The sequence below is a fragment of the Microcella sp. genome, from assembly GCF_040286215.1.
GTDB lineage: Bacteria > Actinomycetota > Actinomycetes > Actinomycetales > Microbacteriaceae > Microcella.
In genome coordinates, this window is sequence record NZ_JAVKCK010000013.1 from 43,298 (window position 1) to 68,257 (window position 24,960).

A 24,960-nucleotide genomic window follows, 5' to 3' on the forward strand; every position below is an offset into this window, starting at 1 on the left:
GGTGGACTCCGTGCCCGTGTGTCGGCGCGCGCGGCTACCCTGGGTGCGTGAGAGACGCCGCCGAGGCTCGCCGCCGCCCAGGAGCGGCGCCCGACCCGACGGCGAGCGCAGCCGACGCGCCGTGGCCCGTTGGTCAGCTCTCTGCGAAGCTCAAGGGGTACATCGATCGCCTCGGCACCGTCTGGGTCGAGGGTGAGATCACCCAGTGGGGCGTCTCGGGCGGGAACGTCTACGGCAAGCTGAAGGACGTCTCCGCCGAGGCGACCGTTTCCTTCACCATCTGGTCGTCCGTGCGAGCACAGCTGCCAGAGGGCCTCGGGCAGGGCGATCGCGTCGTCGCACTCGTGAAGGCGAACTGGTGGGTCAAGGGCGGCACCCTCACGATGCAGGCGTTCGAGATGCGGCGCGTGGGTTTGGGTGATCTGCTGGAGCGCCTTGAGCAGCTGAGGCGCCGGCTCGCGGCCGAAGGCCTCTTCGCGGCGGACCGCAAGAAGACGCTCCCGTTCCTGCCCCAGTGCATCGGCCTCATCACCGCGCGCGACAGCGATGCGGAGAAGGATGTCCTGCGGAACGCGCAACTGCGCTGGCCGTCGGTCTCCTTCCGCGTGCACCACGCCGCGGTGCAAGGCGATCGAGCTGTCGGCGACGTCGTTGCGGGCATCCGCGTGCTGGATGCTGATCCGCAGGTCGACGTCATCGTCATCGCGCGCGGCGGTGGCGACTTCCAGAATCTTCTCCCGTTCAGCGACGAGGCTGTGGTGCGCGCCGCCGCTGACTGCGCGACGCCGCTCGTGAGCGCCATCGGTCACGAGAACGACCGCCCCCTGCTCGACGATGTGGCCGACCTCCGGGCGTCGACGCCGACGGACGCCGCGAAGCGGGTCGTGCCGGATGTCGGGGAGCAGCTCGCGACGGTGCAGCAGGCGCGCTCGCGGCTCCTCACCCGGCTCACATCGATGCTCGCGGGCGAGATCGAGCGCGTAGCGCAGTTTCGCTCGAGGCCTGCGCTCGCGAGCGCGACCTGGATCATCGATACCCGGGCGGAAGAGCTTACGCGTCTCGTGGCGCGCGGAGTCGAGTTGACCACGCGCCGCCTCGACAGCTCTCTCGACGCGCTCGACGAGCGGCGCAGGCAGCTGCGCGCGCTGTCGCCTCAGCGCACGCTCGATCGGGGCTATGCGATCGTGCAGGACGGTGACGGGCGCGTGGTCAGCGACGCCTCCCAGGCAGCTCTCCACGACGCGCTGAGCGTAACGCTCGCCGCCGGCCGACTCACAGCGACGGTGACCGCAACCGAGCCGTCGCCGGACGATTCATCACCGCGCACTCTCACCCCGAGCGAAGGAAAACAGACCTAGCATGACTGACGTGACCGACTCTCCCGCCTCCGAGCCCGCCACTCTCGAGCGCCCCGAGGTCAGCGGACTGAGCTACGAGCAGGCTCGAGACGAACTCGTGCGCGTCGTTTCGGAGCTCGAGCAGGGAGGCGCGACGCTTGAGCAGTCGATCGCCCTGTGGGAGCGCGGTGAAGCGCTCGCGCGGAGGTGCGAGGAGTGGTTGCTCGGTGCGAAGGCTCGGCTCGATGCGGCGCGCTCAGCCGTGACCGACGACGGCAGCGCGTCGTGACGCCGCCGGCAGAGAAACGAGTCGTCGCGGAGCTCGGCCGACCGGAGACGCCGGAGGAGACGGCTGCCCGCGTCGCCGAGTCGCGCAAACGCCGCCGAGCCAACCAGTCGACGAAGAATCTCGTGCTCTCCCTGATCGCCTCTCTCGGCATCGTGCTGTTTCTCATCATCGTCGTCGTGCAGCAGAGCCCTCCTGCGCCTCCCGTCGACTACCAGGCCACCGCCGCTGAAGCGTCCGCGGCCCTCGGTGCAGACGTGCAGGCGCCCGTCGTCCCCCCGACATGGACGACGAACCGCGCTGACCTCACCGCGAACGGAGGCGTACGAGAGTGGTACGTCGGCTTCCTCACCGACACCGACGGATTCATCGCTCTCGTGCAGGGCTTCGAGACGAATCCCACCTGGCTCGACGAGCTGCTGCGCGGCCCGACGGGCGCGGAGCGCGTGGAGATCGCCGGCATCGAGTGGAGCCTCTACGATCGACGGGGGGTCGACGCCGTCGGAAACCGTCAGTACGCCCTCGTGACCGAAGCGACCGAGAGCACCATCGTGCTCTACGGCACCGCATCGGAGGACGAGTTCGCGCTCGTGGCGACCGCGATCGCCGCCGACCTTCCTGCCGAGACCGAGAACGCACCGTAGATCGCAGGATCAACCGATCAACGCGAGGTGACCGCATGACAGCAACACGCCGCACACCCGCCCAGGTCTGGCGCGAGATGGAGCGCGGCAATGCGCGCTTCATCTCTGGTGACCCGCGGCACCCGCGCCAGGACGTCGAGCGGCGCACAGAGCTTGCGAGCTCGCAAGCCCCTCACGCTGCTCTCTTCGGGTGCTCCGATTCACGGCTCGCCGCCGAGATCATCTTCGACAAGGGGTTGGGCGACCTTTTCGTCGTGCGCAACGCCGGCCAGGTCATCAGCGACAGCGTCGTCGGCTCGCTCGAGTACGCCGTCGCAGTGCTGCGCGTGCCGCTCATCCTGGTGCTCGGGCACGACGAGTGCGGCGCGGTGCGTGCCGCGATGGACTTCGCCCAGCCAGGGGCTGAACCGCTGCCCGTCCATATTCACGGCATCGTCAGCCAGATTCTTCCCGCCGTTCAGCGGGTGCGGATCAGTGCCGGCGCAAGCGCTGTCGACCAGCTCGACGCCCTCGAGGTCGGGCGTCAGCACCTGCGCGACACGGTCGGCGCACTGCTCTCGGCAAGCGAGCTCATCGGCGAGGAGGTCGCCGCCGGTACGCTGGCCATCGTCGGCGCGAACTACAAGCTGCGCGAGGGCCGCGTCGAACCTGACGTGGTCGTCGGTCAGATCTGACAGGCCGCCACGCACGCCGAGCTGACACCCCATCGCCACGCACAGAAAGACGCACACCGACGTGACCGAGACAGACGACTACCGCATCGAGCACGACACGATGGGCGAGGTGCGCGTGCCGCGCGACGCGCTGTACCGCGCCCAGACCCAGCGTGCCGTCGAGAACTTCCCGATCTCTGGCTCTGGCCTCGAATCGGGCCAGATCATCGCTCTCGCCCAGATCAAGCGCGCAGCAGCGCTCGTGAATGCCGAACTGGGCATCCTGGATGCTCCGCTCGCGCAGGCCATCGCCGCCGCCGCCGAGCAGATCATCGACGGTCAGCACCACGACCACTTTCCTGTCGACACCTATCAGACCGGCTCGGGCACGAGTTCGAACATGAACATGAACGAGGTGCTCGCGACGCTCGCCTCGCGCATTGCGGGCACGGAGGTCCACCCCAACGACCATGTGAACGCCTCGCAGTCGTCCAACGACGTCTTCCCCACGTCGGTGCACGTCGCGGTGACGAGCGCACTGCTGCACGAGCTGATCCCGGCACTGGAGCACCTCGCCGCGGCACTCGAGCAGAAGGCCGACGCGTGGTCCACCGCCGTCAAGGCGGGTCGCACCCATCTCATGGACGCCACACCCGTCACACTCGGGCAGGAATTCGCGGGCTACGCACGCCAGGTGCGCCTCGGCGTGGCGCGAGTGCGCTCCACGATCGAGCGCGTCGCAGAGGTGCCGCTCGGGGGCACGGCGACGGGTACCGGCATCAACACCCCTCTGGGGTTCTCGCAGAAGGTCATCGCCGAGCTCGCGAGCTCCACCGGGCTGCCGATCACCGAGGCTCTCGACCACTTCGAGGCTCAGGGTGCGCGAGACGGCCTCGTCGAGGCGAGCGGCGCGCTACGGGTGATCGCCGTCTCACTCACGAAGATCTGCAACGACCTGCGGTGGATGGGATCGGGCCCGAACACGGGTCTCGGAGAACTGCGCATCCCCGACCTGCAACCCGGCTCGTCCATCATGCCGGGCAAGGTCAACCCCGTCGTTCCCGAGGCCGTCCTCATGGTCTGCGCGCGGGTGATCGGCAACGACGCGACAGTCGCATGGGCGGGCGCCTCGGGCTCCTTCGAGCTCAACGTCGCAATCCCGGTGATGGGAACCTCGCTTCTCGAATCGATCCGCCTGCTTGCCAACTCGACGCGCGTTCTCGCCGACAAGACGGTGACCGGGCTCGAGGCGAACCTCGAGCGAGCGCGTGCCCTTGCCGAGAGCTCCCCCTCGATCGTCACGCCCCTGAACCGGGTGATCGGCTACGAAGCGGCCGCTACGGTTGCCAAGCACTCTGTCACGCAGGGGCTCACCATTCGCGAAGCCGTCATCGATCTCGGCTTCGTCGAGCGCGGCGAGGTCACGCTCGAGCAACTCGACAGCTCGCTCGACGTGCTGCGCATGACCGCTCCGGGGCTCTAGCACGTGAGGGGCGCTAGAGCCACGCGACCCTAGCGGAAGTAGTGCGGTCGGCTCACGAAGGTCTCGGAGACGAACATCACGCCGGCCGTCAGATCCAGGAGCGAGCGGAGTCCGTCGATGAGATCGTCAGCACGGTCGTCGGGAACGACGGTGATGATGAGGGTGAGCGCGTCGCGGTCGTTGAACAGTTGCCGACCCTCGTGAGCACCATGGTGCCCGAGGCCGGTGACGGCGGGCAGGCTCGTGTACCCGGTCGCTCCGGCCGCGACGATCTGCCGGCGCACGGCGTCGGCGTCGACCGTGCGGGCCACGATCTCGATCTTGGTCATCCTCGTCAGTGCGTCGCGGCTCATGCCGCCTCCTTTCCTCGGTTCTTGTCGGCGTCAGGCACAGACCACGACACCCATCCTGCAGCGGTGCACCGCTCCCACTGGCCCGGCTCATCGGCGGGCCGCACCAGTGTTACCCACTCGCCGTGCACGAGATCGCCCACGATGTCCGCGCGCGACACGATGCTGTCGATGCGCTCACGCGGGGCGTCGACGACCACGAGCAGTCGAACGGGCTCATGGTGGAGGCCTGCGCGAGTGCCGATCGACTGCCACGGCAGACCGAGACGCAGGTCTCCGGAAGGGCCGCTGAGTACGCCGGCGCCCGCCACGAGGTTGTGCACCGTCTTCGAGCCCGCACCGAAGACCACGGGGTCGACTGCCGAGAAGTAGTACTGCGCGTTGATCCAGTGCGCGACGACTAGAGGTGCCGTGAGGATCGTCTCGAGTGCTGTGCCGTTGAGGTCGTGCTTCGCCTCGTAGGAGTGCAGGAACACCCGGCGCTCGAGGTCCGCGGTGGCCGTCAGCGATCGAGGGCCGATGACGATGGCTGCGTTACGGGCGAGCCCCCATTCGGGATACACCTGCGCCCAGTCCCTCGAACGCCGGGCTACGGCGGTGGACGCCGATGTCGTGCGCGGGGCGCCCGGCAGCTCGAGGAGCCGCTCGGCGGCGAGATCGCGGCCCGCTGCCCGGGCGTCGCCCTCGATCTGGAGCGCGGCCGCGCGCTGCGTCGGGTCGAGGCGATGCAGGTCGGCGAGAGTGACGTCGTCGGTCGCGGTGTCATGCTCGCCGGCGAGAAAGACTGTCTGCTCGGGGATGTCGATTCCTCGCTCGCGCAACCCGACTCGTACAGCCGGGGTGTTGAGTATGGTGCCCGCGGCCCGCGCGTTGGGGGCACCGCGGTGGCCTCCGCACGCTCCGCAGTCGAGCGCGGTGCGGAAGGCGTTGTTCGTCGTGGACGTGCCGTGGCCGAGGAACACCACGTAGGGCGCGAAGGAGTCGACCATGCCCATCGTGCGCAGGATCACTTCGGCGGTCTCGAGCTGCTCGTCGGGTGTGAGAGCACTGTCCAGGTCCAGGAGGGTGTGCACACTCATCGCGGGGTCGTCCGGGCGCGCGCGACGCACGGTGCGGCCAGCGAGAAGGCTTCGCGCGACCGATCGTGGCCCCAGCAGCCACCCGGTCACCTCGGCCCATCCCAGAGGTGCGCCGGGCACGGAGTCGGGAGCCTTGGCGCTTGAGCGAAGAGCCCGCTCGAATGAGAGAGCGCGCACGAATCGAGCTGCCTCTCGCCACGCGCCCGGTGCCGGTCGCTCCGCGACGCGATACCGCGGGGTCAGAAGTACCGGGCAGGCAGCCGACGGTTGCATCGCGGCGAGCGGCTCGACGAGAGCCGCGATGCCGAAGAAACCCGCGAAACCCGACGTGTCGTACGAGCCGCGGCGCTCGAGGTGCCGTCGCAGCCCCTCCGATCGCGGATCGATGCAGAACACCAAGTGCGCGCGGGGCTCGGCGGCGGCGTGCGCCCCCGGGGTCAGCTGTTCGAGCACGCGACGGTGGGGCGCCGCCTCGAAAGACTCCTGCCAGATCAGCGTGCGACGCGACCACTCGTCGTCGTCGCCCTCACCACGCGTTGCGTGGGGGCTGGACGGTTCATCCAAAGCCCATTCGAGTGCCGCGCGTACCGCGAGCACGTCGACGATATCGACGTCGCCAGATGTCATGGCCCGCCAGTTCACGTAGGCAGCCCAGCCCGGCAGCCGGGCGAGCCCGGCCCGGAAGTACGCGAGCTCATCGTGCTCGCTCACGCCCAATCTGTCGATGATGGTGGCCAGGGCGCGGTCGGCGACATCGGGCAGCCCGGCTATCCGTCGGCGTGCTCGGCGCGGCAGCGAGGCATCGTGACGAGCGAGTGCGCGCCACGCGCCGAAGAATCCGAGCTCGGCCACGGGCACCGGCCATGCCGCGCCATCAGGGTTGAGCGCCGCGCGGCACCACCGCGCGACGAGCTCGTCCACTCGCCCGTACTCGGTCGGCGCGGCCGCGGGGGCGGGGGCAGACTGGGCGAGGAAGCTCTCGACGAGCTCGGAGTCGGTCGAGTGCGCCGCGACGGCATGCCCCCCGGATGAGCGGCGCCGAATGGCCGCGGCGAGATCGGCGGCAGCGATGCGCCCCGAGTCGAGCAGCGCGCGGTACTGCTGCTCGTCGAGCGCGCCGCGGGCACCCACGGCGGGCGCCGCGTGCGCAATGGCGTCAGAGTATCCCCGCGAGAGCGCGGGCAGGAGAGGGTTGACGGCGATGGCCGCGTCGAGCCCGTAGTAGGGGGCGATCACAGAGGCCGCGACTTCGGCCCGTGCGCGAGAACGGAGAGCCGCTCGCGCGGATGCGACGGTGTCGGTCATGAGGGTGCTCCTGTCGTGACGGGGCCGGCGAGCGGTTCCGGGGCGCCCCACGCCCGTTCAGGGGAGGCTGGTGGACGCCGCGTCGAGGCTCCGGCCTGCCCCGCGCTGAGCCCCAGTGCTTGCACGGCGAGGCCGACGCTGCTCAGCGGGAACCACCGACTCACGATCCCGAGGGAGACGACGAGGCCGGCGGTGAGCACAGCGATGATGAGCACCGCTGGCGTCGCGGCGGTGGTGGCCGCAGGGGTCAGGACGGCGGACAGCAACGACGCGGCGAGCGCGTAGGCGGCGGCGCCGGCCGCGAGAGCCGCTGTCGAGACGGCTGCGAGCGCCGTGCTCGGCGCGAGCAGCGCGGCGCGGGCGCCGGCCGCGGCGAAGGCCGATCCGATGACGATCAGGAGGAGGAGTTCGGGGACTCCACGGCCTCCCGGGTACAGGGTCAGCGCCACCGCCGCGAGAGACGCCACCGGCAATGCGGCGCCCGCTGTCGAGCGCAGAATCCTGAGACGCCGCGTGAGGGCGAGCAGCACGGGCGCACGTCGGTCGTACGCACGCCGATCGACGCCATCGCTGGAGGCGAGGAACAGCGAGCTCTTGTAGAGGCCGTGCGCGACGAGGTGCACGAGCGCGGCCGCGGCAAGCCCGAGCGCCGCGCACAGCAGCATGAAGCCCATCTGCGCGACGGTGGACATCACGAGGCGGCCCTTGATGTCGGTGCGCACGAGTGAGGCCGTGATGCCGACGAGCAGGCCGACAGCGGAGACGATCGCCAAGAGGGTCGTCGCGACCGAGCTCGCACCGATGATCGGAAGCTGCGTGATGACGAGGATGCCCCCGCCGTTCACGATGCCGCCGTGGAGCGCAGCACTGACAGGGGTCGGGGCGTAGAGGGAGCCGACGAGCCAGCTCTGTGCCGGCGGTAGCGCACAGCGCAACGTCGCGGCGATGGCGAGCAGGATGGCGACGGCGTCGGGGGATGTTCCGAGTGCCATGAGAAGCACGGCCGCCCACAGCGCTGCATCCGCCGCGAGGAGCCATACCCCTCCGGGCAGGACGGCTCGCACTCCACCACCGAGCCCGAGCGCGACCAGGGTCGCGATCGTGGAGACGCTCCACGCCAGGCCGAGCATCCACAGCGGTCCCGCGACGGCGAGCCACGCCGTCGCGGCGAGCATGGCGCCGATCGCGATCGTGACGGCGATTCCGTGGCGGTCGCCGCGCAGAGAGCGATGCGCGAAGGGGACGACCGCTGCCGCGATACCGACGACGAGGACGAGCAGCACGATCGAGATGCCGTCGAAGCGCCACAGGGGGCTGTCGAGCGTGGTCGGCGTCGCGAGCGCGCTGAGAACGCGGGGGTCGATGGGGCTATCGAGTGGGATCACAGTGCACCTCCTTGCCCGCATCACAATACACGATTTCTTTTTCGTGCATTACGTTACGCGCATTTTGATGCCGCCGGTCGTCCATTCGGGCTCGTACAGTGGTTCCGTGACCGAGTGGACGTTCCTGACGAACCACACGCACGTGCTCGTGTGCCTCTCGGAGGACCCCGATCTACGCATGCGGGACATCGCCGAGCGCGTCGGCATTACAGAGCGCGGCACGCAGCGCATCGTCGCGGAACTGGTCGATGGCGGCTATCTCGTCAAGACGCGCGACGGCCGTCGCAACCGCTACAGCGTTGTCGACGACGTGCCGCTGCGGCACCCTCTCGAGCGCACGCACACGATCGGCGAGCTCTTGCGCGCTGTCGGCGAGCACGCCGAAAGCTCAGACGCAGGAGGGTCGAGGGCGCAGCAGCGCTGAGGGGATGCCCGCCTGGGCACCCCCTCCCGGCTCAGCTCGTCAGCTCAGGCGAGCTCGTTGCCCTCCAGGAGCTCGGTGACGAGAGCCGCGATGGCACTGCGCTCGCTACGCGTGAGCGTGATGTGGCCGAAGAGCGCGTGACCCTTGAGGGTCTCGATGACGCTCGCGACCCCGTCGTGCCGGCCGACGCGCAGATTGTCGCGCTGGGCGACATCGTGCGTCAGCACGACCTTCGAGTTCTGCCCGATGCGGCTCAGTACCGTCAACAGCACGTTGCGCTCGAGTGACTGCGCCTCGTCGACGATCACGAATGCGTCGTGCAGCGACCGGCCGCGGATGTGCGTGAGGGGCAGCACTTCCAGCAGGCCGCGCTCGATGACCTCGTCGAGCACGTTCTGCGAGACGACCGAGCTGAGCGTGTCGAACGTCGCCTGCGCCCAGGGGTTCATCTTCTCGCCCGCGTCGCCGGGAAGATAGCCGAGCTCCTGCCCGCCGACCGCATAGAGCGGGCGGAACACCATGATCTTTCGCTGATGCTGGCGCTCGAGCACCGCTTCCAGCCCCGCGCACAGCGCCAGGGCCGACTTGCCGGTGCCCGCCCGCCCGCCGAGGGAGACGATGCCAATCTGGGGATCCATGAGCAGATCGATCGCGAGGCGCTGCTCGGCCGAGCGGCCATGCAGCCCGAAAATATCCCGGTCACCGCGCACGAGTCCGACGACGTCCTCCCCCACGACGCGACCGAGAGCAGAGCCGCGGTCGGAGTGGATGACGAGCGAGGTGTTCACGGGAAGCTCTCGCACCGCGGAGCTCGTGATCGTCTCCCGGTCGTAGAGGTCGGCCATCTGCTCCGCGGAGAGCGTGATGTCGGCCATGCCGGTCCATCCGCTGTCGACAGCGAGCTCTGCCCGGTACTCCTCGGCTGCGAGGCCCACCGAGGAGGCCTTCACGCGCAGAGGAAGGTCTTTCGAGACGACTGTGACCGCCAGGCCTTCCTGCGCGAGGTTCAGCGCGACGGCCAGGATGCGCGAGTCGTTGTCGCCCAGCTGCAGCCCGCTCGGCAGCACCGATTGGTTGGAGTGGTTCAGCTCGACGCGAAGAGAACCGCCCTCGTTCCCCACCGTGATGGGGAAGTCCAGGCGCTCATGCTGCACCCGCAGCTCGTCCAGATGCCGCAGCGCCTGCCGCGCGAAGTACCCGATCTCGGGGTCGTGGCGCTTCGCCTCGAGCTCCGTAATCACGACGACGGGAAGGACGACGGCGTGCTCCGCGAACCGGAACATAGCTCTCGGATCGCTAAGGAGGACGGAGGTGTCCAAGACGTAGGTGCGCTGCATCACCTCCGTCGTCGACGCCGTGCTGCGGGATGTCTGCGAGGAGGTTCTCGATGCGGCCACCAGTGCTCCAACCCCGGAAGCGCGGGCGCCCCCGGACTCATGTGACGTGTCGGCCGGGGCTCGCAAGACGAACTTCCGGCCGTCTCGACCAGGCGCTTGCCTGATGAGCGCAACGTTATGCCTCCCGCCGCGTCCGGTGCGCAGCGACACGCGCCCGTTACCCGTTGGTTGCCCCACGGGCATGCTCCCCGGGCCTCACCTCACGGCCGCGTGGCCGCCCCGAAAGTGCGCAGTGCGGTGCGCAGCAGAGCGAGCGTGTCGTCGCCCGTCGAGACGTGAGCGCTCAGACGCACACGCCCCTCACGACTGGTCGCCGAGATGCCGTGGTTGTGCAGGGCGGCCGCGAGAACACCGAACCGGTCGGCCTCCGGCTCCACAACCACGATGCCGGCCCGCTCCACGTCCTCCCGCGGGGAGACGACCGCGAGACCCGCTTCGTCGGCGAGCTCGAGGATGCGGGCGGTGCGCTCGAGCACCGCAGGCGCGATGACGTCGACACCGGCCCGCACGACGGCCTCAACGGCCGCGGCGAGTCTCGCCTGCGCACCCGGATCGGCAGAGCCCACGCGAAAGGCCCCCGCATCGTGCTGGGGAGGGAGGATCTCGTGCACAGGCTCGACCGAGCCCTGTGCGAGCCAGCCGGACCATACAGGCGTGAGACTCTCGCGCGCGCGGTCGGAGAGCACCAGGTACCCCGTTCCCGGGCCGGCACGCAACCAGGTGCGACCGCCGCCCGCGATCACATCCGCCACCTGCCAGGGTGCGTCGACCACCCCGGCGCCCTGCGTGGCGTCCACGACGAGCAGCCGCTCGCCGATGACCTGGCGAACTCCCTCCAGATCGACGACGTGACCGGTGCGGTAGTCGACGACACTGACAACGACGGCAACGGTGCTCGCCGTCAGCTGCTCCCTGACCACCCCTGGCGTGACGCGCTCGTGCAGCGGCACGAGGTCGCGCGGCACGAGAACACCGAGGGCCTCCGCAGCTCGAGCCAGGGCGTAGCCCACAGCGGGAAACTCGCCCGGCGAGGCTGCGACACCTCCCGTCAGCCCGAACATGACGTGCATGAGGGCCTGGGAGGCACTCGGCTGGAAGACAACCTGATCGGGCCGGAAGCCGAGCATGTCGCCCAGCGCGGCCCGCACCCGGGCATCCTGCTCGTCGAGAGTCGAGAGCGCACCGAACCGAGCGCGGGCGAGAAGCTCCGCGTGCGCGCGCTCCTCCGCCAGGACAGGGTCACCCACGGGCGCAAGACGAGCGAAGTCGAGGTATCCGGGGTCTTCGTGGAAATCTGCGATAAAGGCGCCGAGGGCTGTCATGAGGGTCTCCAAGGGGCGTCGGGCGACTACTGACCGAAACGTCGCTGGCGACGCGAGAAGTCACGCAGAGCACGCAGGAAGTCCACCTCGCGCAGGTCAGGCCCAAGGGCCTCCACGAAGTAGAACTCGCTGTGAGCGCTCTGCCAGAGCATGAAGTCACTCAGTCGCTGCTCGCCCGAGGTGCGGATCACGAGATCGGGGTCGGGCTGCCCCCCGGTGTAGAGGTGCTCGGCGATGTTCTCCGGCGTGAGCAGCTCTCCCAGAGCGTCAAGAGTGCCGCCCGCCGAGGCGTGGTGGTGCACGATCGACCGCACGGCGTCGGCGATCTCGCGCCTGCCGCCGTAGCCGACAGCCAGGTTGATGTGGAGACCGTCATTGCCCTGCGTGCTCGCCACAGCGGCATCCAACTCGGCCAAGAGCGGCAGCGGGAGACCCTCGCGGCTGCCCACGTGCTGAACGCGCCAGGTGCGGAACTGAGACAGCGCACTCGCGAGCTCGCCGATGATGGGGATTAGCTCGCGCAGCTCCTCCGATTCGCGCCCGGTCAGATTGTCGGTTGAGAGCAGGTAGAGCGTGACGACCCCGATGCCCGCGTCGTCGCACCACGTCAGGAACTCGCGGATCTTCTCCGCTCCCGCACGATGCCCGTGCGCGCTCGTTCCGCCGGCGCGCAGGCGCGCCCAGCGCCGATTGCCGTCCAGGATCATCGCGACATGACGAGGGTGCGTCGCATCCGACAGCTGGTGCCGCAGCCGGCGCATATAGAGCTGGTAGAGCACGCCGCGCCCGCGGAGACTTCTCCTCGATTGCACAGCCATCACGGTAGTGCACCTCGCTCCTTTTGTTGACGGCCTCCAGAAGGAAGGTGGCGCCGGGGTGGGCGGGCTACGATCGCGGCATGACGCCTGCAGCCGACGAGCCCGTGACCACCGCTGCAGATCGTGTCGATCGAGAGCCTGGTGCAGACATCCCCAACGTTCCCTTGCTCGAGGAGTCCATCGAGTACGAGCAGATCGAGCAGCGCGAGGAGAAGCCGATCTGGCGGGGCTGGATTCACGCGGGCACGTTTCCGCTGGCGATCGTCGCCGGCATCGTGCTCCTGATCGTCGCGGACGGCCTCGCCGCCAGCCTGTCGAGCGCGGTCTTCATGATCTCGTCGCTCCTGCTGTTCGGCATCTCAGCGACGTACCACCGGTTCCACTGGAGCACGCGCGCCCGAATCCTGCTCAAGCGCTTCGACCACGCCAACATCTTCCTGCTCATCGCCGGCACCTACACGCCCCTGTCGATCATGGCGCTGCCGCCCGAGAAGGGGTACGTGCTTCTCGCACTCGTCTGGGCGGGCGCTCTGGTCGGTATCGGCTTCCGCGTATTCTGGATCTCCGCTCCGCGCTGGGCGTACGTGCCGCTCTACGTGCTGCTCGGATGGGCGGCCGTGCTGTACCTCGTCGATCTCTTCGCCGCGAGCCCGGCGATGATGATTCTGGTCATCGTAGGTGGGCTCGCCTACACCGCCGGCGCGATCGTCTACGGCCTCAAGCGCCCGAACCCGGTGCCGGGCGTGTTCGGCTTCCACGAGATCTTCCACACCCTCACGGTCGTGGCCTTCCTATGCCACTGGGCGGGGGTCCTCATCATCGCCCTCGACCCGCCCTACGGCGGCTGAAGCCTGCTCCTGCTCGAGCCGCTCCCGCAGCTCACCGCGGTAGCGCACCCTGCGCACGCGTCGCGACATGTCGATGATGAGCAGGATGACCCCGATCGCGACGAGAAGAGTCACGACGAAGCCGATGACGCCGGGAGTCACGAGATTCTCGTCGACCTGGATCGGCGGGATCAGCGGATCGTCGACGGGGTTGGGCCCGATGCCGGTGAGATGGACGGTCAGCCAGTGCACGCGTGCTCCTCGTGTCGATCGACGCGGACTGCGCGCCCAGTGTGGGGGCGTCTCGCGCGCCTCTCAGCGGCGCCGACTACCCTGTGATCCAGACTAGCGAGCGCATCCGGATGCTCGCCGACCACCCGCACAGGATTCCATGACGACGACCCAGCAGCTGCTCGACGAGCGCTACGGGCGCACGGTCGGCTCAGAGCGCCGCACCCGCCGCATCCTCATCATCGGTGCGATCGCGCTTGCCGGAGTTCTGACGGCGTGGGTCGTCTGGGGCGGGCTCTCCGGCACGAGCGCGACGCTCGAGACGCGAGAGCTCGGATACGCCGACGCGACCGATATGTCGATCACCGTGCAGTGGGAGGTCTCTGCCCCGCCTGGCACTCCCGTGCAGTGCGCCCTCCAGGCGCTCAACAGCAGCTTTGGCATTGTGGGCTGGCGGATCGTCGAGATCCCGCCCTCGGAGGAACGCACGCGCGCCTTCGCGCAGACCATCCAAACCTCGGAACCGGCCGTGACGGGTTTGCCGTACCGCTGCTGGCTCCCGTAATATCCTCAGATCACTGCAGCGAGCCGACCCACCGGGTCGGCTCTGTTGCGTCAGGAGGCAGACAAAATGAGCGACACGACCGAGACGAAGTGGCTAACCCAGGAGGCGTACGACCGCCTCAACGCCGAGCTCGAGCAGCTGAGCACCGAGGGTCGGGCCGACATCGCGCGCCGAATCGAGGCTGCCCGGGACGAGGGCGACCTCAAGGAGAACGGCGGATACCACGCAGCCAAGGATGAGCAAGGGAAGATCGAGGCAAGGATCAGAACGCTCACCGGCCTGCTGAAGAACGCCACCGTCGGGGAGGCGCCGCAGTCCAACGGCATCGTGGAGCCGGGCACTGTCATCGTGGCAACGATCATGGGCGACGAGGAGAAGTTCCTTCTCGGCAGCCGCGAGATCGTCGGCGACGGCGGGGAGCTGGCGGTGTACAGCGAGCAGAGCCCGCTCGGCTCGGCGATTCTCGGCCTCAAGGTCGGCGACTCGACCAGTTACGAGGCGCCGAGCGGCGCGAAGGTTCCCGTGACGATCGTGAACGTCGAGACCTACACGCCGTAGCCCCTGCCGATCGCGCGCACGCTAGAAGTCGACACGCGGCTCATACCCCGCAACGCGCCAGCGTTGCGCGCGCACGGGAGAAGTCGACACGCGGCACATACCCCGCAACGCGCCAGCGTTGCGCGCGCACGCTAGAAGTCGACACGCGGCTCGTACCCCGCGTCACGCAGCGCTCCGAGCACCTGATCGGCATGTTCGGGGCCGCGGGTCTCGATGTGGAGTTCGAGCTCGACCTGGCTGATCTGCAACCCGGTGCCGTGGCGCGTATGCAGCACTTCGACGACGTTCGCGTTCTGCGAGGCGACGATCTCGCTGGTGCGCGCAAGTTGGCCGGGCCTGTCTGGGAGGGGGATGCGCAGCTTGAGGTAGCGCTCTCCGGCCGCGAGACCGTGGCTGATCACGCGCTCCATGATGAGCGGGTCGATGTTGCCGCCGGAGAGAATCACGACCGTCGTGCCGCCCGCCGTCACCTTGCCTTGCATGACCGCGGCCACCCCGACGGCTCCGGCCGGTTCGACGACGAGCTTGGCGCGCTCGAGCAGCACGAGCATGGCTTGAGCGATGTCGTCCTCCTCGACCGTGACGACCTCGTCGACGGCGTCGCGGATGATCGCGAAGTTGAGCGCTCCGGGCCGCGCCACCGCGATGCCGTCGGCGATGGTCGAACCGATCGTGATGTTGGTCGGCTCTCCCGCGGCGAGCGAGATGGGGTAGGCGGCGGCGTTGGCGGCCTGCACGCCGATGACGCGAATCGTGCGGCCCTCGTCGGCGGCTCGCCGCTTGAGAACTCCCGCGACACCGCTCGCCAGGCCGCCTCCCCCGATGGGGATGACAACGGTCTCGAGGTCGGGAACCTGTTCGAGCAGCTCGAGACCGAGCGTGCCCTGGCCGGCGACCACGTCGGGGTGGTCGAACGGTGGGATGTAGACGGCGCCGGTGCGCTCGGCGTACTCGGCAGCGGCCTGGAGCGGTTCTGAGACGGAGTGCCCGCGCAAGACGACCTCCGCCCCGTAGTCGCGCGTCGCCTGGAGCTTCGGCAGGGCGACGCCGATAGGCATGAAGATCGTGGCGCGGATGCCCAGCTCGCGTGCGGCGAACGCCACACCCTGCGCGTGGTTGCCGGCGCTGGCCGCGACCACTCCGCGTGCGCGCTCTTCCTCGGAGAGCCGCGCCATGCGCGTATAGGCCCCACGGATCTTGTACGAGCCGGTGCGCTGCAGGTTCTCGCACTTCAGCAGCACGGTCGCGCCGAGGATGTCGCTGAGGTAGCGCGAGGTCTCGATCGGGGTGGTCTCCGCCACGCGCTGCACGAGCAGGCGGGCAGCGTGAACCTCATCGAGGGTGGGGCCGGCCAGCGTCACGGGTGTCGTCGTCATGCTCGCCTTTCTGTTGTGGGGTGGTCGTGCTCGTGAGGCGCAATGACGTCGGCGAGGCTCGGCCGGGGGTTCGTGCGCCACTGCCCACGAGAAAGGTAGCGGACGACCACGTTGAGCACCGCGACGATGGGGACTGCGAAGAGCGTACCGGGGATGCCTGCGAGATAGCCTCCTGCGGCGACCGCGAGCACCACGGCGACGGGGTGGATCTTGACCGCCGCGCCCATGACGAGCGGCTGCAGCACGTTGCCCTCGATCTGCTGAACGAGCAGGACGATACCGAGCATGATGAGCGCGATGACGATGTCGTAGTAGACGAGGGCGACGAACACGGCGAGCCCGCCGGTCACGACCGCACCGACGATGGGCACGAACGCGCCCAGGAACACGGCCACGGCGATCGGCAGCGCGAGCGGCAGCTGCAGGATGACCGCGCCGAGCCCGATGCCCACGGCGTTGACGAAGGCCACGAAGATCTGCACCTTGGCGAAGTTGCTGAGCGTGAGCCATCCGGCGGTTGCCGCGCCCTCGACGGGGATGCGCGCCCTCCGGGGGAACAGCGTCACGACGAACAGCCAGATGCGCCGGCCGTCGATGAGCAGGAAGAGCAGAACGAACAGGGCGACCACGGCTCCGGTGAGCAACTCGGTGAGAGTGGAGCCGACGGAGAGCGCTCCCGTGACGAGCCAGTCGCCGTCGCCGTCGAACTGCGCGACGGTGTCGTCGATGAGCGCGGTGAGCTCGTCGGGTGAGAGCTCGAAGGTCACCGACACCCAGGCGAGGAAGTCGTCGTAGCGCGCGAGGGATCTTTCCTGCAGCGATGCGTAGCCTGCGCGCACTTGCGAGACGACGATCCAGACCAGTGCAGACACGACGGCGATGAGGGTGAGCATGGCGGTCGTGACGGCGAGCCAGTGCGGGAAGCGGAGTCGGCTGCCCAGCCATGACGCGTACGGCACGAGCAGAGCGGCCAGCAGCACGGCCACGAGAACGGGGATCACGAGGAGCCTGAGTTGGATCACGAGGAAGATCAGCACACCCACGGCGCCGGCGACCACCAGGAACCGCCACGACCACTCGCTCGCGATGCGCACGCCGGGCGGGATGGTCGAGCCGGAGGGCGCGTCGGAACCCGCTGCTGAGCGGCGCGCGCGGAACATTCCGCCAGTCTACGAGCCTGCTTCCGCCGTGGCCCGGCTGCTGGTGTCTGCGCGCTTCAGTAGCCTTCGCGTGTGGAACAGCTGAGCGGCGACCAGGCGCGACGGCTCGCTCTCGGGGCGGGCGGCTTCGCCCGCCCCCATCCTGACGTCGTCGGTGCACGCCAGCTGTCGGCCGCTCTCGACCGGCTGGGCGTGCTTCAACTCGATTCGGTGAGCGTGTTCGCCCGCTCGCACTACCTGCCGCTCTTCGCCCGTCTCGGCGCGTACGACACCGCGCACCTCGACCGGCTGATCTTCAGCCGTCGGGGTCGCTACACCGAGTACTGGGCGCACGAGGCGGCGATCATCCGTCGCGATGACTGGCCGCTGTGGCAGTGGAAGCGCGACGAGCTGCGCGAGACGTTCACCCGCCGTGACGTCTGGGTGCGCGAGAACACCGCGATGCTCGACTGGCTGCTCTCTGAGCTCGCGCGGAAGGGTCCGATGACCGTCAGCGACGTCGAGCACGAGGCGACGGAGCGTCGCGGCCCGTGGTGGGGCTGGAGCGACGTCAAGCTCGGCCTGGAGTACCTCTTCGCCTTCGGCGATGCGGTGAGCGCAGGGCGGCGCGGGTTCTCGCGCGTGTACGCCCTGCCCGACCAGGTGGGTCTCGGCGCGCTGCACGCGCAGCGCATCCCGCGGGAGGACGCGCAGCTCGAGCTCGTGCGCCGCAGCGTGCGGGCGCTCGGCGTGGGCACGATCGGCGACATCGCCGACTACCACCGGCTGAAGATCACTCCTACGAAGGATGCCCTGCGGGCGCTCGTCGACGCCGGCGAGGTCGAGCAGGTGGGGGTCGAAGGGTGGGCGCGCGGGGGTCGGCCGCTGCCCGCGTTCGTGATGGCCGGTGCGCGCATCCCGCGACGCATCGAGACGACCGCCCTGCTGTCGCCCTTCGACCCGGTCGTCTGGCACCGCGACCGCGCGCTGCGCCTGTTCGGCTTCCCCTACCGCATCGAGATCTATACGCCGGCCCCGAAGCGGCAGTACGGCTACTACACGCTGCCCGTGCTCGTGGATGACCGGTTGCTGGGCCGCGTCGACCTCAAGAGCGACCGGGCGGCGGGGGTGCTGCGCGTGCAGGCAGCGTGGGTCGAACCGGGAGCGTCGGCCGGAGTGCTCGCAGAGCGAGTTGGACCGTTGTTGCGGCAGGCGTCTGCCTGGCAGGGTCTGGGCGAGGTCGTCGTCTCCGATCGAGGCACGGCGGCCGCGGCCGTGCGAGGTGCACTGCGAGGCGCCTGACCTCGGGGTGCCTAGAACCGCGTCGAGTTCTCCATGAGCCGCTTCACCCGGTCGGGGATCGGCGGGTGGGTCTGGAACATGCGGTCGATGACCCCGGGCTTCATCGGGTCGCTGATCCACAGATGGGCCATGGTCGAGTTCTGCTTGCGCATCGGGCGCGCGTAGTCTCCGAGCTTCTGCAGCGCGCTCGCGAGCGCCTCCGGATCGCGCGTGGTGAGAGCACCCGTCGCGTCGGCGAGATACTCCCGTTGCCGGGAGACAGCCGCCTGGATGAGAGTCGCGACGAGCGGGGCCACGATCATGGCGACGAGCCCGAAGACCAGCACGATCGGGTTGCCGTTGTTGCGGTTGCCGCCGAAGAACGCCATGCGCACGAGGATGTCGGCGAGCAGACCGACGGCGACCACGAGCCCGAACACGATCGTGGAGACGCGGATGTCGTAGTTCTTCACGTGCCCGAGTTCGTGCGCCATGACGCCCGTCAGCTCACGGTCATCCATCAGGTCGAGCAGGCCCGTCGTTGCCGCAACGCTCGCGTGCTCGGGATCGCGCCCCGTCGCGAAAGCGTTCGGTGCGGGATCGTTGACGATGTAGACCTTCGGCATGGGGAGGCCCTCGGTGATCGCAAGGTTCTCCACGATGCGATAGAGACGCGGATTGTCCCGCTTCTCGATCTGCCGCGCACCCGCCATTGACAGGGCCTGGGAACTCGATGCGAAGTACTGGAAGAGGACGTACGCCGTCGCCCCGATCAGCGTGCCGATGAAGATGGTCATGCCGCCCCCGTAAAGGTAGTCGGCAACGAGACCGAGACCCCCGATGAGCAACACGAACACGATGATGATGAACACCGTGTTGCGCTTGTTCGCCGCTATGGCGCGATACACGTGCCGTTACTCCCTGTTCGCGATCGCGGGGCTCAGAACTGCACGCGCGGCGGCTCCGCGATGGCCGCTGCGTCCGCCACCTCGAAGAAGTCGCGCTCGGTGAAGCCCAGGCCGCGCACGAATAGCGTGTTCGGGAACTGCTTGATCTTGACGTTCAGCTCGCGCACCCCGCCGTTGTAGAACCGGCGCGAAGCCTGGATCTTGTCCTCGGTGTCGACGAGCTCGCCCTGCAGCTGCAGGAAGTTCTGGCTCGCCTGCAGCTGCGGGTACGCCTCGGCGACCGCGAAGATGCTCTTGAGCGCCTGCTGCATGTGGTTCTCGGCCGCACTCGCCTCGGCGGGGCCCTGCGCCGTCAGAGTCTCCGCGCGCGCCTTCGTGACGTTCTCGAAGACCTGCTTCTCGTGCGCCGCGTAGCCTTTCACCGCTTCGATGAGGTTCGGCAGGAGGTCCGCACGACGCTTCAGCTGCACGGTGATGTCGCTCCATGCCTCGTCGACCCGCACATTGAGGGTGACGAGAGAGTTGTAGGTCGCCCACAGATAGATGCCCGCGATGACGACGAGGAGGACGATGACGCCGACGATGACCAAGAATTCCATGAGCACAGCATAGAGTGCCTGTCCCCACCGGAACAGGCGCCAGGCTTGGGGGCTGCTGTGCAGCAGCCCAGCAGTCACCCGCGCAACACGACATGATGGTCACCAGGATGGTCCGAGGTCGGCACGCCGGCAGCATCGAGGGCCGTTGCCCTCACGAGCGGAGGGGGATGCGCATGAGCAGCTCGTCTTCCCCCGTGCGCAGAGTGCTGCGGGCCGCAGCCATCGCCACCGCAGCCATCGCGCTGACCGCCCTGCCCACTGATCCGGCGGCCGCGGCAGCCGCGTTCACAGAACCAGCGAGCGACTTCGTCGGCACCGGCCAGGTGGTGCTGCGAGGAACCAAGGACGCCGGGAGCGCTCTCGAGCTGAGCCGCGTCGGCGCCGGCGTGGTCTGCACGATCGACGCCTCCACCGCGACGACCTGGCAATGCCCGTCGATCCCGGTGCCGAACGGTGAGCAGACCTTCACCGGCGTGGAGACGCTCGCCGACGACTCCGTCGAGCCGCTCGACCCGCTCGTGCTACGCGTCCTGCGCCCGCCCACGCTCAACGGCTCGGGCGAGCAGGTCACGACGACGGGCCGGTTCACCGGTCAGGCCGAGCCTGGGGCGAGCATCCAGGTGCAGTCTGATGCCGGCGGAGCGCCGCAGCAGCATTCCTGCCCCGACGCGGTCGGAAGCGGCTTCTGGTCGTGCGTCGTCGCCCTTCCCGAAGGAGAGCACGACGTGCGTGTGCGGCAGTCGCTGCCCTCGCTCGGCCCGGAATACTCGAATTACTCTGCCTCGACGACCGCGACGATCGACCGAACGCCACCCCCCGCCCCCCTCATCACGAGCCCCCGAAACGGCGATGCGGTGCGAGGCCCCGCGGTGACCGTCAGCGGCACGGGAGAGTCAGATGCCCGGGTGCAGGTCTTCACGAACGGCGACATCGCCTGCGAGGCCGACGTCGAGCAGACCGGCGCGTGGACCTGCACCCTCGACCTCCCCGCCCCCGGCGACTGGACCCTACAGGCCCTACAGCGTGACGCCGCGGGCAACTTCAGCAGCGCGAGCCAGCGGGTCGACATCACTGCCTCAGCCCACGAGACCGACCAGGGCGGCAGCACCCCGGGAGAGCCCGCGAGTCCTCCCGGCGCCGGGCCAGGCAGCACGCCCTCACCGCAGCCAGACTCCTCACCCAGCCCAGAACCGGATTCGATACCCCGGAACCCTCTGCCGAACGCACCCCCTCCCCCAGCCGGATCCGGCGACGGTGAACCGCGCCTGACCTCGAACTGGGGCACAGCGACCGGTTTCGGAAACTCGTTGCCCTCCGCCGAGCAGATCATCGACCGCGGCGGCTGGGCGCTCGCCCCGATCGTGGCGCTCGCCTACGTGCTCCTCATCGCCCTCCCCTTGCGCGCCTACGCGACCGTCGTCGGGCCGCGCCTCGGCACATCCCCCTGGCGGCTCACCGGGCGCAATCGGCAGGACGACCACGCTGAAGACGAGCACGCCGTCGAGGACTCGGAAAGACCCCTCCTCTCGCCGCTGCTCGTGGTCGTCGCGACCTTCGCGGGCGCCGCCCTGATCGCCGCCCTCTCCGGAGGCATCGCTGCCGACGTCCGCTACCTGCGGCTCATGGCCGCCATCGGTCTCGGGCTCGTGCTGCTCAACCTTCTCGCCGTGGTCATCCCCGCCAGAATCGCCGGCCGTGCCCTGCGCACACCGGCCCGTGCGCGACTGCTGCCGGGCATCCTCATCGCCGCGCTCGTCGCGGCGCTGCTGTCGCGCTACCTCGACCTGCAGCCTCCCCTGCTGCTCGGCGTGCTCCTCGCCTGCCTCGCCGTCGAGCCCGCGCGACTGCGCGCCCGAGGAGGAGTCGCGATCGCGCAGATCGCGGGAGTCGCGACCCTCGCAGTGCTCGCGTGGGCCGTGCACACCCTCCTCATGCCGAGCGTCGGCTTCTGGGCGACCTTCACCGCGGAGACGACGGCGGCGATCGCGATGGGCGGGTTCGGGTCGCTCCTGCTGCTTCTGCTGCCCATCGGCCGGCTGCCCGGCAGGGAGCTCTACGCCATCTCGCGCGGAGGCTGGGCGGTCGTCGCGCTCACGAGCGCCTCCGTCACCGGGGCGATCGTCGCCTCCGGCGCGAGCTTCCCGCTGCTCGCGCTCGGCCTCATCGCCCTCGGAATCGCCGCGGTCGTCTCCGCGCTCGCCGTGTGGGTGCGCTGGGTAGCCCCGTCGCTCGACGGCTAGGGTGGCGGGCGGGCCCCGGTAGCCCAATTGGCAGAGGCAGGCGACTTAAAATCGCTTCAGTCTGGGTTCGAGTCCCAGCCGGGGCACGGCGAAAAGGCCCGGAATCACTGGGGTATTCAGTGACACCGGGCCTTCTCCGTGGGCCGAGCTATGCCGCAATCCCCTCCGTATCCCCTCGGGCTGGCGGGCCGACGTACAGGCGAGAGGGGCCACCCGACCTCGGGTGGCCCCTCTCGACGCTTGTCCGCGTCCCCGTCGGAACGTAGACTCTGGCAAGTTCTTCTCTCACCTTCAGGCCAGCGCAGGCCTGTACCTCCACAGAGGCTGCGACTCAATGGAACGCCAATTCCAGTTGAGCCGGTAGGCCGGGATCACCGCGTCCGGCGACTTTGGACCCCGGCCAAGCTCTACCTGGCCATCACTGCCCCTTGTTTCGGCTTGAGTCCATGTCCCGGAACGGGTTGTAGTTGATCGGGGCGAACACGTCATCGCCGTGCTTGTCGATCATTCGGCGCACGACTGCCCGTCCGAGTGCGTTGTTGAACGAGTTCCGAGGGTTCGACACCCACGACGCAGGGATGCCCTTCATCTCTTCGAACTTCGCGTAGATGGTGTCGCGGTCAGCCGGGTGCCCGATGCTCTCTACGACCTCCGCGACCCAGTCGGTTGACGGCACGCGCTTGCGCAGCGGCGGCTCGGGGTCGGTTGTGGAGGAGAAGTCCACTGTTCGAGCGGTTGCGCCCCGCGAACCTTCGTCGCTGCGAACGGGCACGCCGTCCTCCGTCAACACGGCCCGGTCTTCTTCGCTGGCAACGCCGAGGAGAGCTTCGATGTTGTCGATCGCCCCGTTCAGGTGCGAGAGGCGCTGTGAGAAGCTCTCCAGCTCGTCCCGAAGCTGAACCGCACGCCGCTCGACGTCCGCACGCTCAGTGCGCAGGGAGTCGAGGGTGGTGTAGAGCGGGTCTTTTTCCATTCTCTAATGGTTGCACACCACAGCTGAAAAATCCACTCCGTACCCGACATGTGTAACCGTGTCTTGTGTCCACCCCGATGTGTGTGTTGCTGAAGGTTTGAGGATCTGACTATCCGATTCTGCGGAGCGGGGTGACAGCGGGCACCGAGGCGGCTTCGTCCAGCTTGCTCATCGCGTCAGAGTGCGAGCGCTTGAACAGGTGCACATAGGTGCTCTGCGTGATCGACACGTTGGCGTGCCCGAGCCACACCGACACGTCGTAGATGTCGATGCCCTTGGACGCGCAGACGCTCGCGTAGAAGTGCCGCAGGTCGTGCCAACGCATGTGCGGAATGCCGAGGCGCTCCAGCGCCGGGAGGAAGTGCGTGCCGTACACGTGCCCGATGGACAACTGCCCGTCCCACACCAACGCGCCTCGGTTGTCGCCGTAGCCTCCACGTCGGCGCGCGGGCCACAGTGGCGCGCTCGGCTCGGCTCGGCGCGGGTGCGCGGCGATGTACTCCCGAAGCTCCTCCACCAGGAACCCCGGCAGGGGTACGTCGCGCACGCTGTTGGCCGACTTCGGTTGCGAGAACACCCACTGCTCGTTCTCCCGAGCCACCGTGCGTTGCACCCGAATGTGCTCGTAGCCGGGGCGCATGAGCATCACATCGCCGATGCGCAGAGCTGCCAGCTCCCCAGCCCGCAGGCCCGAGTACGCCGCCGTCTTCGCCAGCAGGCCGTAGGGCGGCACCTTGTCGAGTTCCTGCACGATCGCGGCAACCTGCTCCGGCAGGAGGAAGGCCTGCTCCTTGCGCACCAGGCGCGGCTTCTCCACTGCAACGCATGGCGAGCTCGGGATCATCCGGTGCCGCAGTGCATAGCTGAACGCCTTGTTGAGGGCGATGTAGGCCCCGCGCACCGACGACGCCGAGTACGGCTTGCCGGTGTCGGGGGAGAGCTTCGTCTGCATGTCGGCCAGCCACTTCTCAACCTCCATCGACGTGATCGAGTTGATGCGGCGGTGGCCGAAGGTCGGGTTGATGTGCAGTCGGTAGGCGACCTCGTAGTTGCCTCGGGTGCTCGGCTTCAGCCGGTGCGCGCTGGCCTCCAGGGACATGCGAGCCACCTCCTCGAACTTCTTCCCGAGCCGTGCGAGATGCGTCGTCGTGCCCACGTCGCGCTTCGTCAGCTTCAGCTCCACAACGAACTCGGCGGCACCCTGCTCGGTCGGGAAGGTGCGTTGCTTGAATGTGCCGCCCTCCCGCCAGCGCACCTCGTAGGCGATGCCCGAGGCTCGGGTGACCTCCCTGTAGTGGGCCATCAGCGCACCGCCTTCTCGACCGGCGAGCGCGGGCTGAATGTGCCGAGCTTCCAGTCCTTCTCGGCAGAGGCCTGCCAGATGTACCGGGCGTAGATCGTCACGCCTCGGTTGCTGACCACGACCCGCGTCACCTGTGCAGGGTGCTCGACGCTTTCCAGCACGACGTGGCCGGGGCGAATCGTGGCGGCTGCAACGGTCGTGGTCTTCGGGTTCAGGTCGAGCGCGCTCACTCCTCTTCCAGCCGTTCGATCTCGTGCGAGGGGTCGAACGCGCCGAAGGCCCACTGCGAGTACATGGACTTCTGCTGGTACACCGACCGCACCCAGATACGGATGCGCCCCGAGCGTGGCAGAGGTTGGAGGCGGATGATCTCGACGGGTCGCAGGTCGTGGCGCGGCGACTCGGGGAGGATGAGGCGGTCGCCGACGCTCAAAGCGCCGACGGTAGTGGTGACAGCTTGCATGGCAGTTCCTTTCG

26 protein-coding genes and 1 tRNA gene are annotated in these 24,960 nt (G+C 68.7%); 12 read left to right on the forward strand and 15 right to left on the reverse strand.

The genetic code is table 11. From position 1 onward, the window contains the following. The first annotated feature begins 47 nt into the window (after positions 1-47). From xseA to RJQ01_RS06410, 5 genes are all read left to right on the forward strand, one after another. A complete protein-coding gene (gene xseA, locus RJQ01_RS06390) occupies positions 48-1,358 on the forward strand; it encodes an exodeoxyribonuclease VII large subunit (RefSeq protein WP_350475899.1) in 1,311 nt (436 codons plus the stop codon). 1 nt (position 1,359) lies between these two features. Continuing rightward, the gene (locus RJQ01_RS06395) at positions 1,360-1,626 is read left to right on the forward strand and encodes an exodeoxyribonuclease VII small subunit (protein WP_502885237.1); all 267 of its coding nucleotides are present in this window, start codon (positions 1,360-1,362) and stop codon (positions 1,624-1,626) included. Next, positions 1,623-2,267, forward strand: a complete 645-nt coding sequence (locus RJQ01_RS06400) for a DUF4245 domain-containing protein (protein ID WP_350475901.1) — start codon at positions 1,623-1,625, stop codon at positions 2,265-2,267. The genes RJQ01_RS06395 and RJQ01_RS06400 overlap by 4 nt, the downstream gene beginning before the upstream one ends. 35 nt (positions 2,268-2,302) lie before the next feature. Further along, a complete protein-coding gene (locus RJQ01_RS06405; protein WP_350475902.1) occupies positions 2,303-2,941 on the forward strand; it encodes a carbonic anhydrase in 639 nt (212 codons plus the stop codon). A 61-nt stretch (positions 2,942-3,002) separates the two neighbouring features. Beyond that, positions 3,003-4,403 (forward strand): class II fumarate hydratase, encoded by a 1,401-nt coding sequence (locus RJQ01_RS06410; protein WP_350475903.1) that lies wholly within the window; start codon positions 3,003-3,005, stop codon positions 4,401-4,403. Positions 4,404-4,432: 29 nt separating this feature from the next. On the opposite strand, the gene RJQ01_RS06415 is transcribed toward RJQ01_RS06410, so the two are convergent. From RJQ01_RS06415 to RJQ01_RS06425, 3 genes are read right to left on the reverse strand one after another with little or no spacing between them, the layout of a single operon-like run. Next, positions 4,433-4,756: a P-II family nitrogen regulator gene (locus RJQ01_RS06415; RefSeq protein WP_350475904.1), complete on the reverse strand. Its 324-nt coding sequence runs from the start codon at positions 4,754-4,756 to the stop codon at positions 4,433-4,435. Beyond that, positions 4,753-7,137 carry a DUF2309 domain-containing protein gene (locus RJQ01_RS06420; RefSeq protein ID WP_350475905.1) on the reverse strand — a complete coding sequence of 795 codons (2,385 nt, stop codon included), beginning with the start codon at positions 7,135-7,137 and terminating at the stop codon, positions 4,753-4,755. Before RJQ01_RS06420 ends, RJQ01_RS06415 begins: the two co-directional genes overlap by 4 nt. Further along, positions 7,134-8,522, reverse strand: a complete 1,389-nt coding sequence (locus tag RJQ01_RS06425) for a proton-conducting transporter transmembrane domain-containing protein (protein ID WP_350475906.1) — start codon at positions 8,520-8,522, stop codon at positions 7,134-7,136. The genes RJQ01_RS06420 and RJQ01_RS06425 overlap by 4 nt, the downstream gene beginning before the upstream one ends. 106 nt (positions 8,523-8,628) lie before the next feature. On the opposite strand from RJQ01_RS06425, the gene RJQ01_RS06430 reads away from it, so the two are divergent. After that, complete coding sequence (locus tag RJQ01_RS06430) at positions 8,629-8,946, forward strand: helix-turn-helix transcriptional regulator (RefSeq protein ID WP_350475907.1); 318 nt, start codon at positions 8,629-8,631, stop codon at positions 8,944-8,946. Positions 8,947-8,990: 44 nt separating this feature from the next. Here RJQ01_RS06430 and phoH2 read toward each other — a convergent pair whose 3' ends face one another. The 3 genes from phoH2 to RJQ01_RS06445 form a co-directional block, all read right to left on the reverse strand. Beyond that, positions 8,991-10,283, reverse strand: coding sequence for an RNA 5'-3' helicase PhoH2 (gene phoH2 / locus RJQ01_RS06435; protein WP_350476071.1), 1,293 nt, complete (start codon positions 10,281-10,283; stop codon positions 8,991-8,993). A gap of 260 nt (positions 10,284-10,543) precedes the next feature. Beyond that, positions 10,544-11,665: a PLP-dependent aminotransferase family protein gene (locus RJQ01_RS06440; RefSeq protein ID WP_350475908.1), complete on the reverse strand. Its 1,122-nt coding sequence runs from the start codon at positions 11,663-11,665 to the stop codon at positions 10,544-10,546. 26 nt (positions 11,666-11,691) lie between these two features. Beyond that, the gene (locus RJQ01_RS06445) at positions 11,692-12,483 is read right to left on the reverse strand and encodes an isoprenyl transferase (protein WP_350475909.1); all 792 of its coding nucleotides are present in this window, start codon (positions 12,481-12,483) and stop codon (positions 11,692-11,694) included. 80 nt (positions 12,484-12,563) lie between these two features. Here RJQ01_RS06445 and trhA point away from each other — a divergent pair, with 80 nt between their 5' ends. Continuing rightward, positions 12,564-13,331, forward strand: a complete 768-nt coding sequence (gene trhA, locus RJQ01_RS06450) for a PAQR family membrane homeostasis protein TrhA (RefSeq protein WP_350475910.1) — start codon at positions 12,564-12,566, stop codon at positions 13,329-13,331. Here the strand turns inward: trhA and RJQ01_RS06455 are convergent. Then, positions 13,275-13,562 (reverse strand): hypothetical protein, encoded by a 288-nt coding sequence (locus RJQ01_RS06455; RefSeq protein WP_350475911.1) that lies wholly within the window; start codon positions 13,560-13,562, stop codon positions 13,275-13,277. The two genes, trhA and RJQ01_RS06455, sit on opposite strands and share 57 nt — an antisense overlap. Before the next feature lie 139 nt (positions 13,563-13,701). On the opposite strand from RJQ01_RS06455, the gene RJQ01_RS06460 reads away from it, so the two are divergent. Next, on the forward strand, positions 13,702-14,106 hold the full coding sequence (locus RJQ01_RS06460; RefSeq protein ID WP_350475912.1) for a DUF4307 domain-containing protein: 405 nt from the start codon (positions 13,702-13,704) through the stop codon (positions 14,104-14,106). Positions 14,107-14,172: 66 nt separating this feature from the next. Continuing rightward, positions 14,173-14,664: a transcription elongation factor GreA gene (greA, locus tag RJQ01_RS06465; protein WP_350475913.1), complete on the forward strand. Its 492-nt coding sequence runs from the start codon at positions 14,173-14,175 to the stop codon at positions 14,662-14,664. Between the two features lie 131 nt (positions 14,665-14,795). Here the strand turns inward: greA and ilvA are convergent, their stop codons facing one another. Continuing rightward, positions 14,796-16,040 (reverse strand): threonine ammonia-lyase, encoded by a 1,245-nt coding sequence (ilvA, locus tag RJQ01_RS06470; RefSeq protein WP_350475914.1) that lies wholly within the window; start codon positions 16,038-16,040, stop codon positions 14,796-14,798. Next, the gene (locus RJQ01_RS06475; protein ID WP_350475915.1) at positions 16,037-17,200 is read right to left on the reverse strand and encodes an AI-2E family transporter; all 1,164 of its coding nucleotides are present in this window, start codon (positions 17,198-17,200) and stop codon (positions 16,037-16,039) included. Before RJQ01_RS06475 ends, ilvA begins: the two co-directional genes overlap by 4 nt. Before the next feature lie 72 nt (positions 17,201-17,272). Here RJQ01_RS06475 and RJQ01_RS06480 point away from each other — a divergent pair, with 72 nt between their 5' ends. Beyond that, positions 17,273-18,481 (forward strand): winged helix-turn-helix domain-containing protein, encoded by a 1,209-nt coding sequence (locus RJQ01_RS06480; protein WP_350475916.1) that lies wholly within the window; start codon positions 17,273-17,275, stop codon positions 18,479-18,481. An 11-nt stretch (positions 18,482-18,492) separates the two neighbouring features. Here RJQ01_RS06480 and RJQ01_RS06485 read toward each other — a convergent pair whose 3' ends face one another. Further along, the gene (locus tag RJQ01_RS06485; protein WP_350475917.1) at positions 18,493-19,368 is read right to left on the reverse strand and encodes a M48 family metalloprotease; all 876 of its coding nucleotides are present in this window, start codon (positions 19,366-19,368) and stop codon (positions 18,493-18,495) included. 32 nt (positions 19,369-19,400) lie between these two features. Beyond that, the gene (locus RJQ01_RS06490) at positions 19,401-19,967 is read right to left on the reverse strand and encodes a LemA family protein (protein ID WP_179873250.1); all 567 of its coding nucleotides are present in this window, start codon (positions 19,965-19,967) and stop codon (positions 19,401-19,403) included. A 173-nt stretch (positions 19,968-20,140) separates the two neighbouring features. Between RJQ01_RS06490 and RJQ01_RS06495 the strand changes: the two genes are divergently transcribed. Further along, entirely contained in the window at positions 20,141-22,207 is a 2,067-nt protein-coding gene (locus tag RJQ01_RS06495) for an Ig-like domain-containing protein (protein WP_350475918.1), read from the forward strand. 12 nt (positions 22,208-22,219) lie between these two features. Next, a tRNA-Leu gene (locus RJQ01_RS06500) sits at positions 22,220-22,293 on the forward strand. Positions 22,294-22,625: 332 nt separating this feature from the next. On the opposite strand, the gene RJQ01_RS06505 is transcribed toward RJQ01_RS06500, so the two are convergent. The 4 genes from RJQ01_RS06505 to RJQ01_RS06520 form a co-directional block, all read right to left on the reverse strand. Next, positions 22,626-23,180, reverse strand: coding sequence for a hypothetical protein (locus RJQ01_RS06505; RefSeq protein ID WP_350475919.1), 555 nt, complete (start codon positions 23,178-23,180; stop codon positions 22,626-22,628). 109 nt (positions 23,181-23,289) lie between these two features. Next, positions 23,290-24,483 carry a tyrosine-type recombinase/integrase gene (locus RJQ01_RS06510; RefSeq protein WP_350475920.1) on the reverse strand — a complete coding sequence of 398 codons (1,194 nt, stop codon included), beginning with the start codon at positions 24,481-24,483 and terminating at the stop codon, positions 23,290-23,292. Further along, positions 24,483-24,713, reverse strand: a complete 231-nt coding sequence (locus RJQ01_RS06515) for a hypothetical protein (RefSeq protein ID WP_350475921.1) — start codon at positions 24,711-24,713, stop codon at positions 24,483-24,485. Before RJQ01_RS06515 ends, RJQ01_RS06510 begins: the two co-directional genes overlap by 1 nt. Beyond that, positions 24,710-24,946, reverse strand: coding sequence for a hypothetical protein (locus RJQ01_RS06520; RefSeq protein ID WP_350475922.1), 237 nt, complete (start codon positions 24,944-24,946; stop codon positions 24,710-24,712). The genes RJQ01_RS06515 and RJQ01_RS06520 overlap by 4 nt, the downstream gene beginning before the upstream one ends. Between the last annotated feature and the right edge of the window lie 14 nt (positions 24,947-24,960).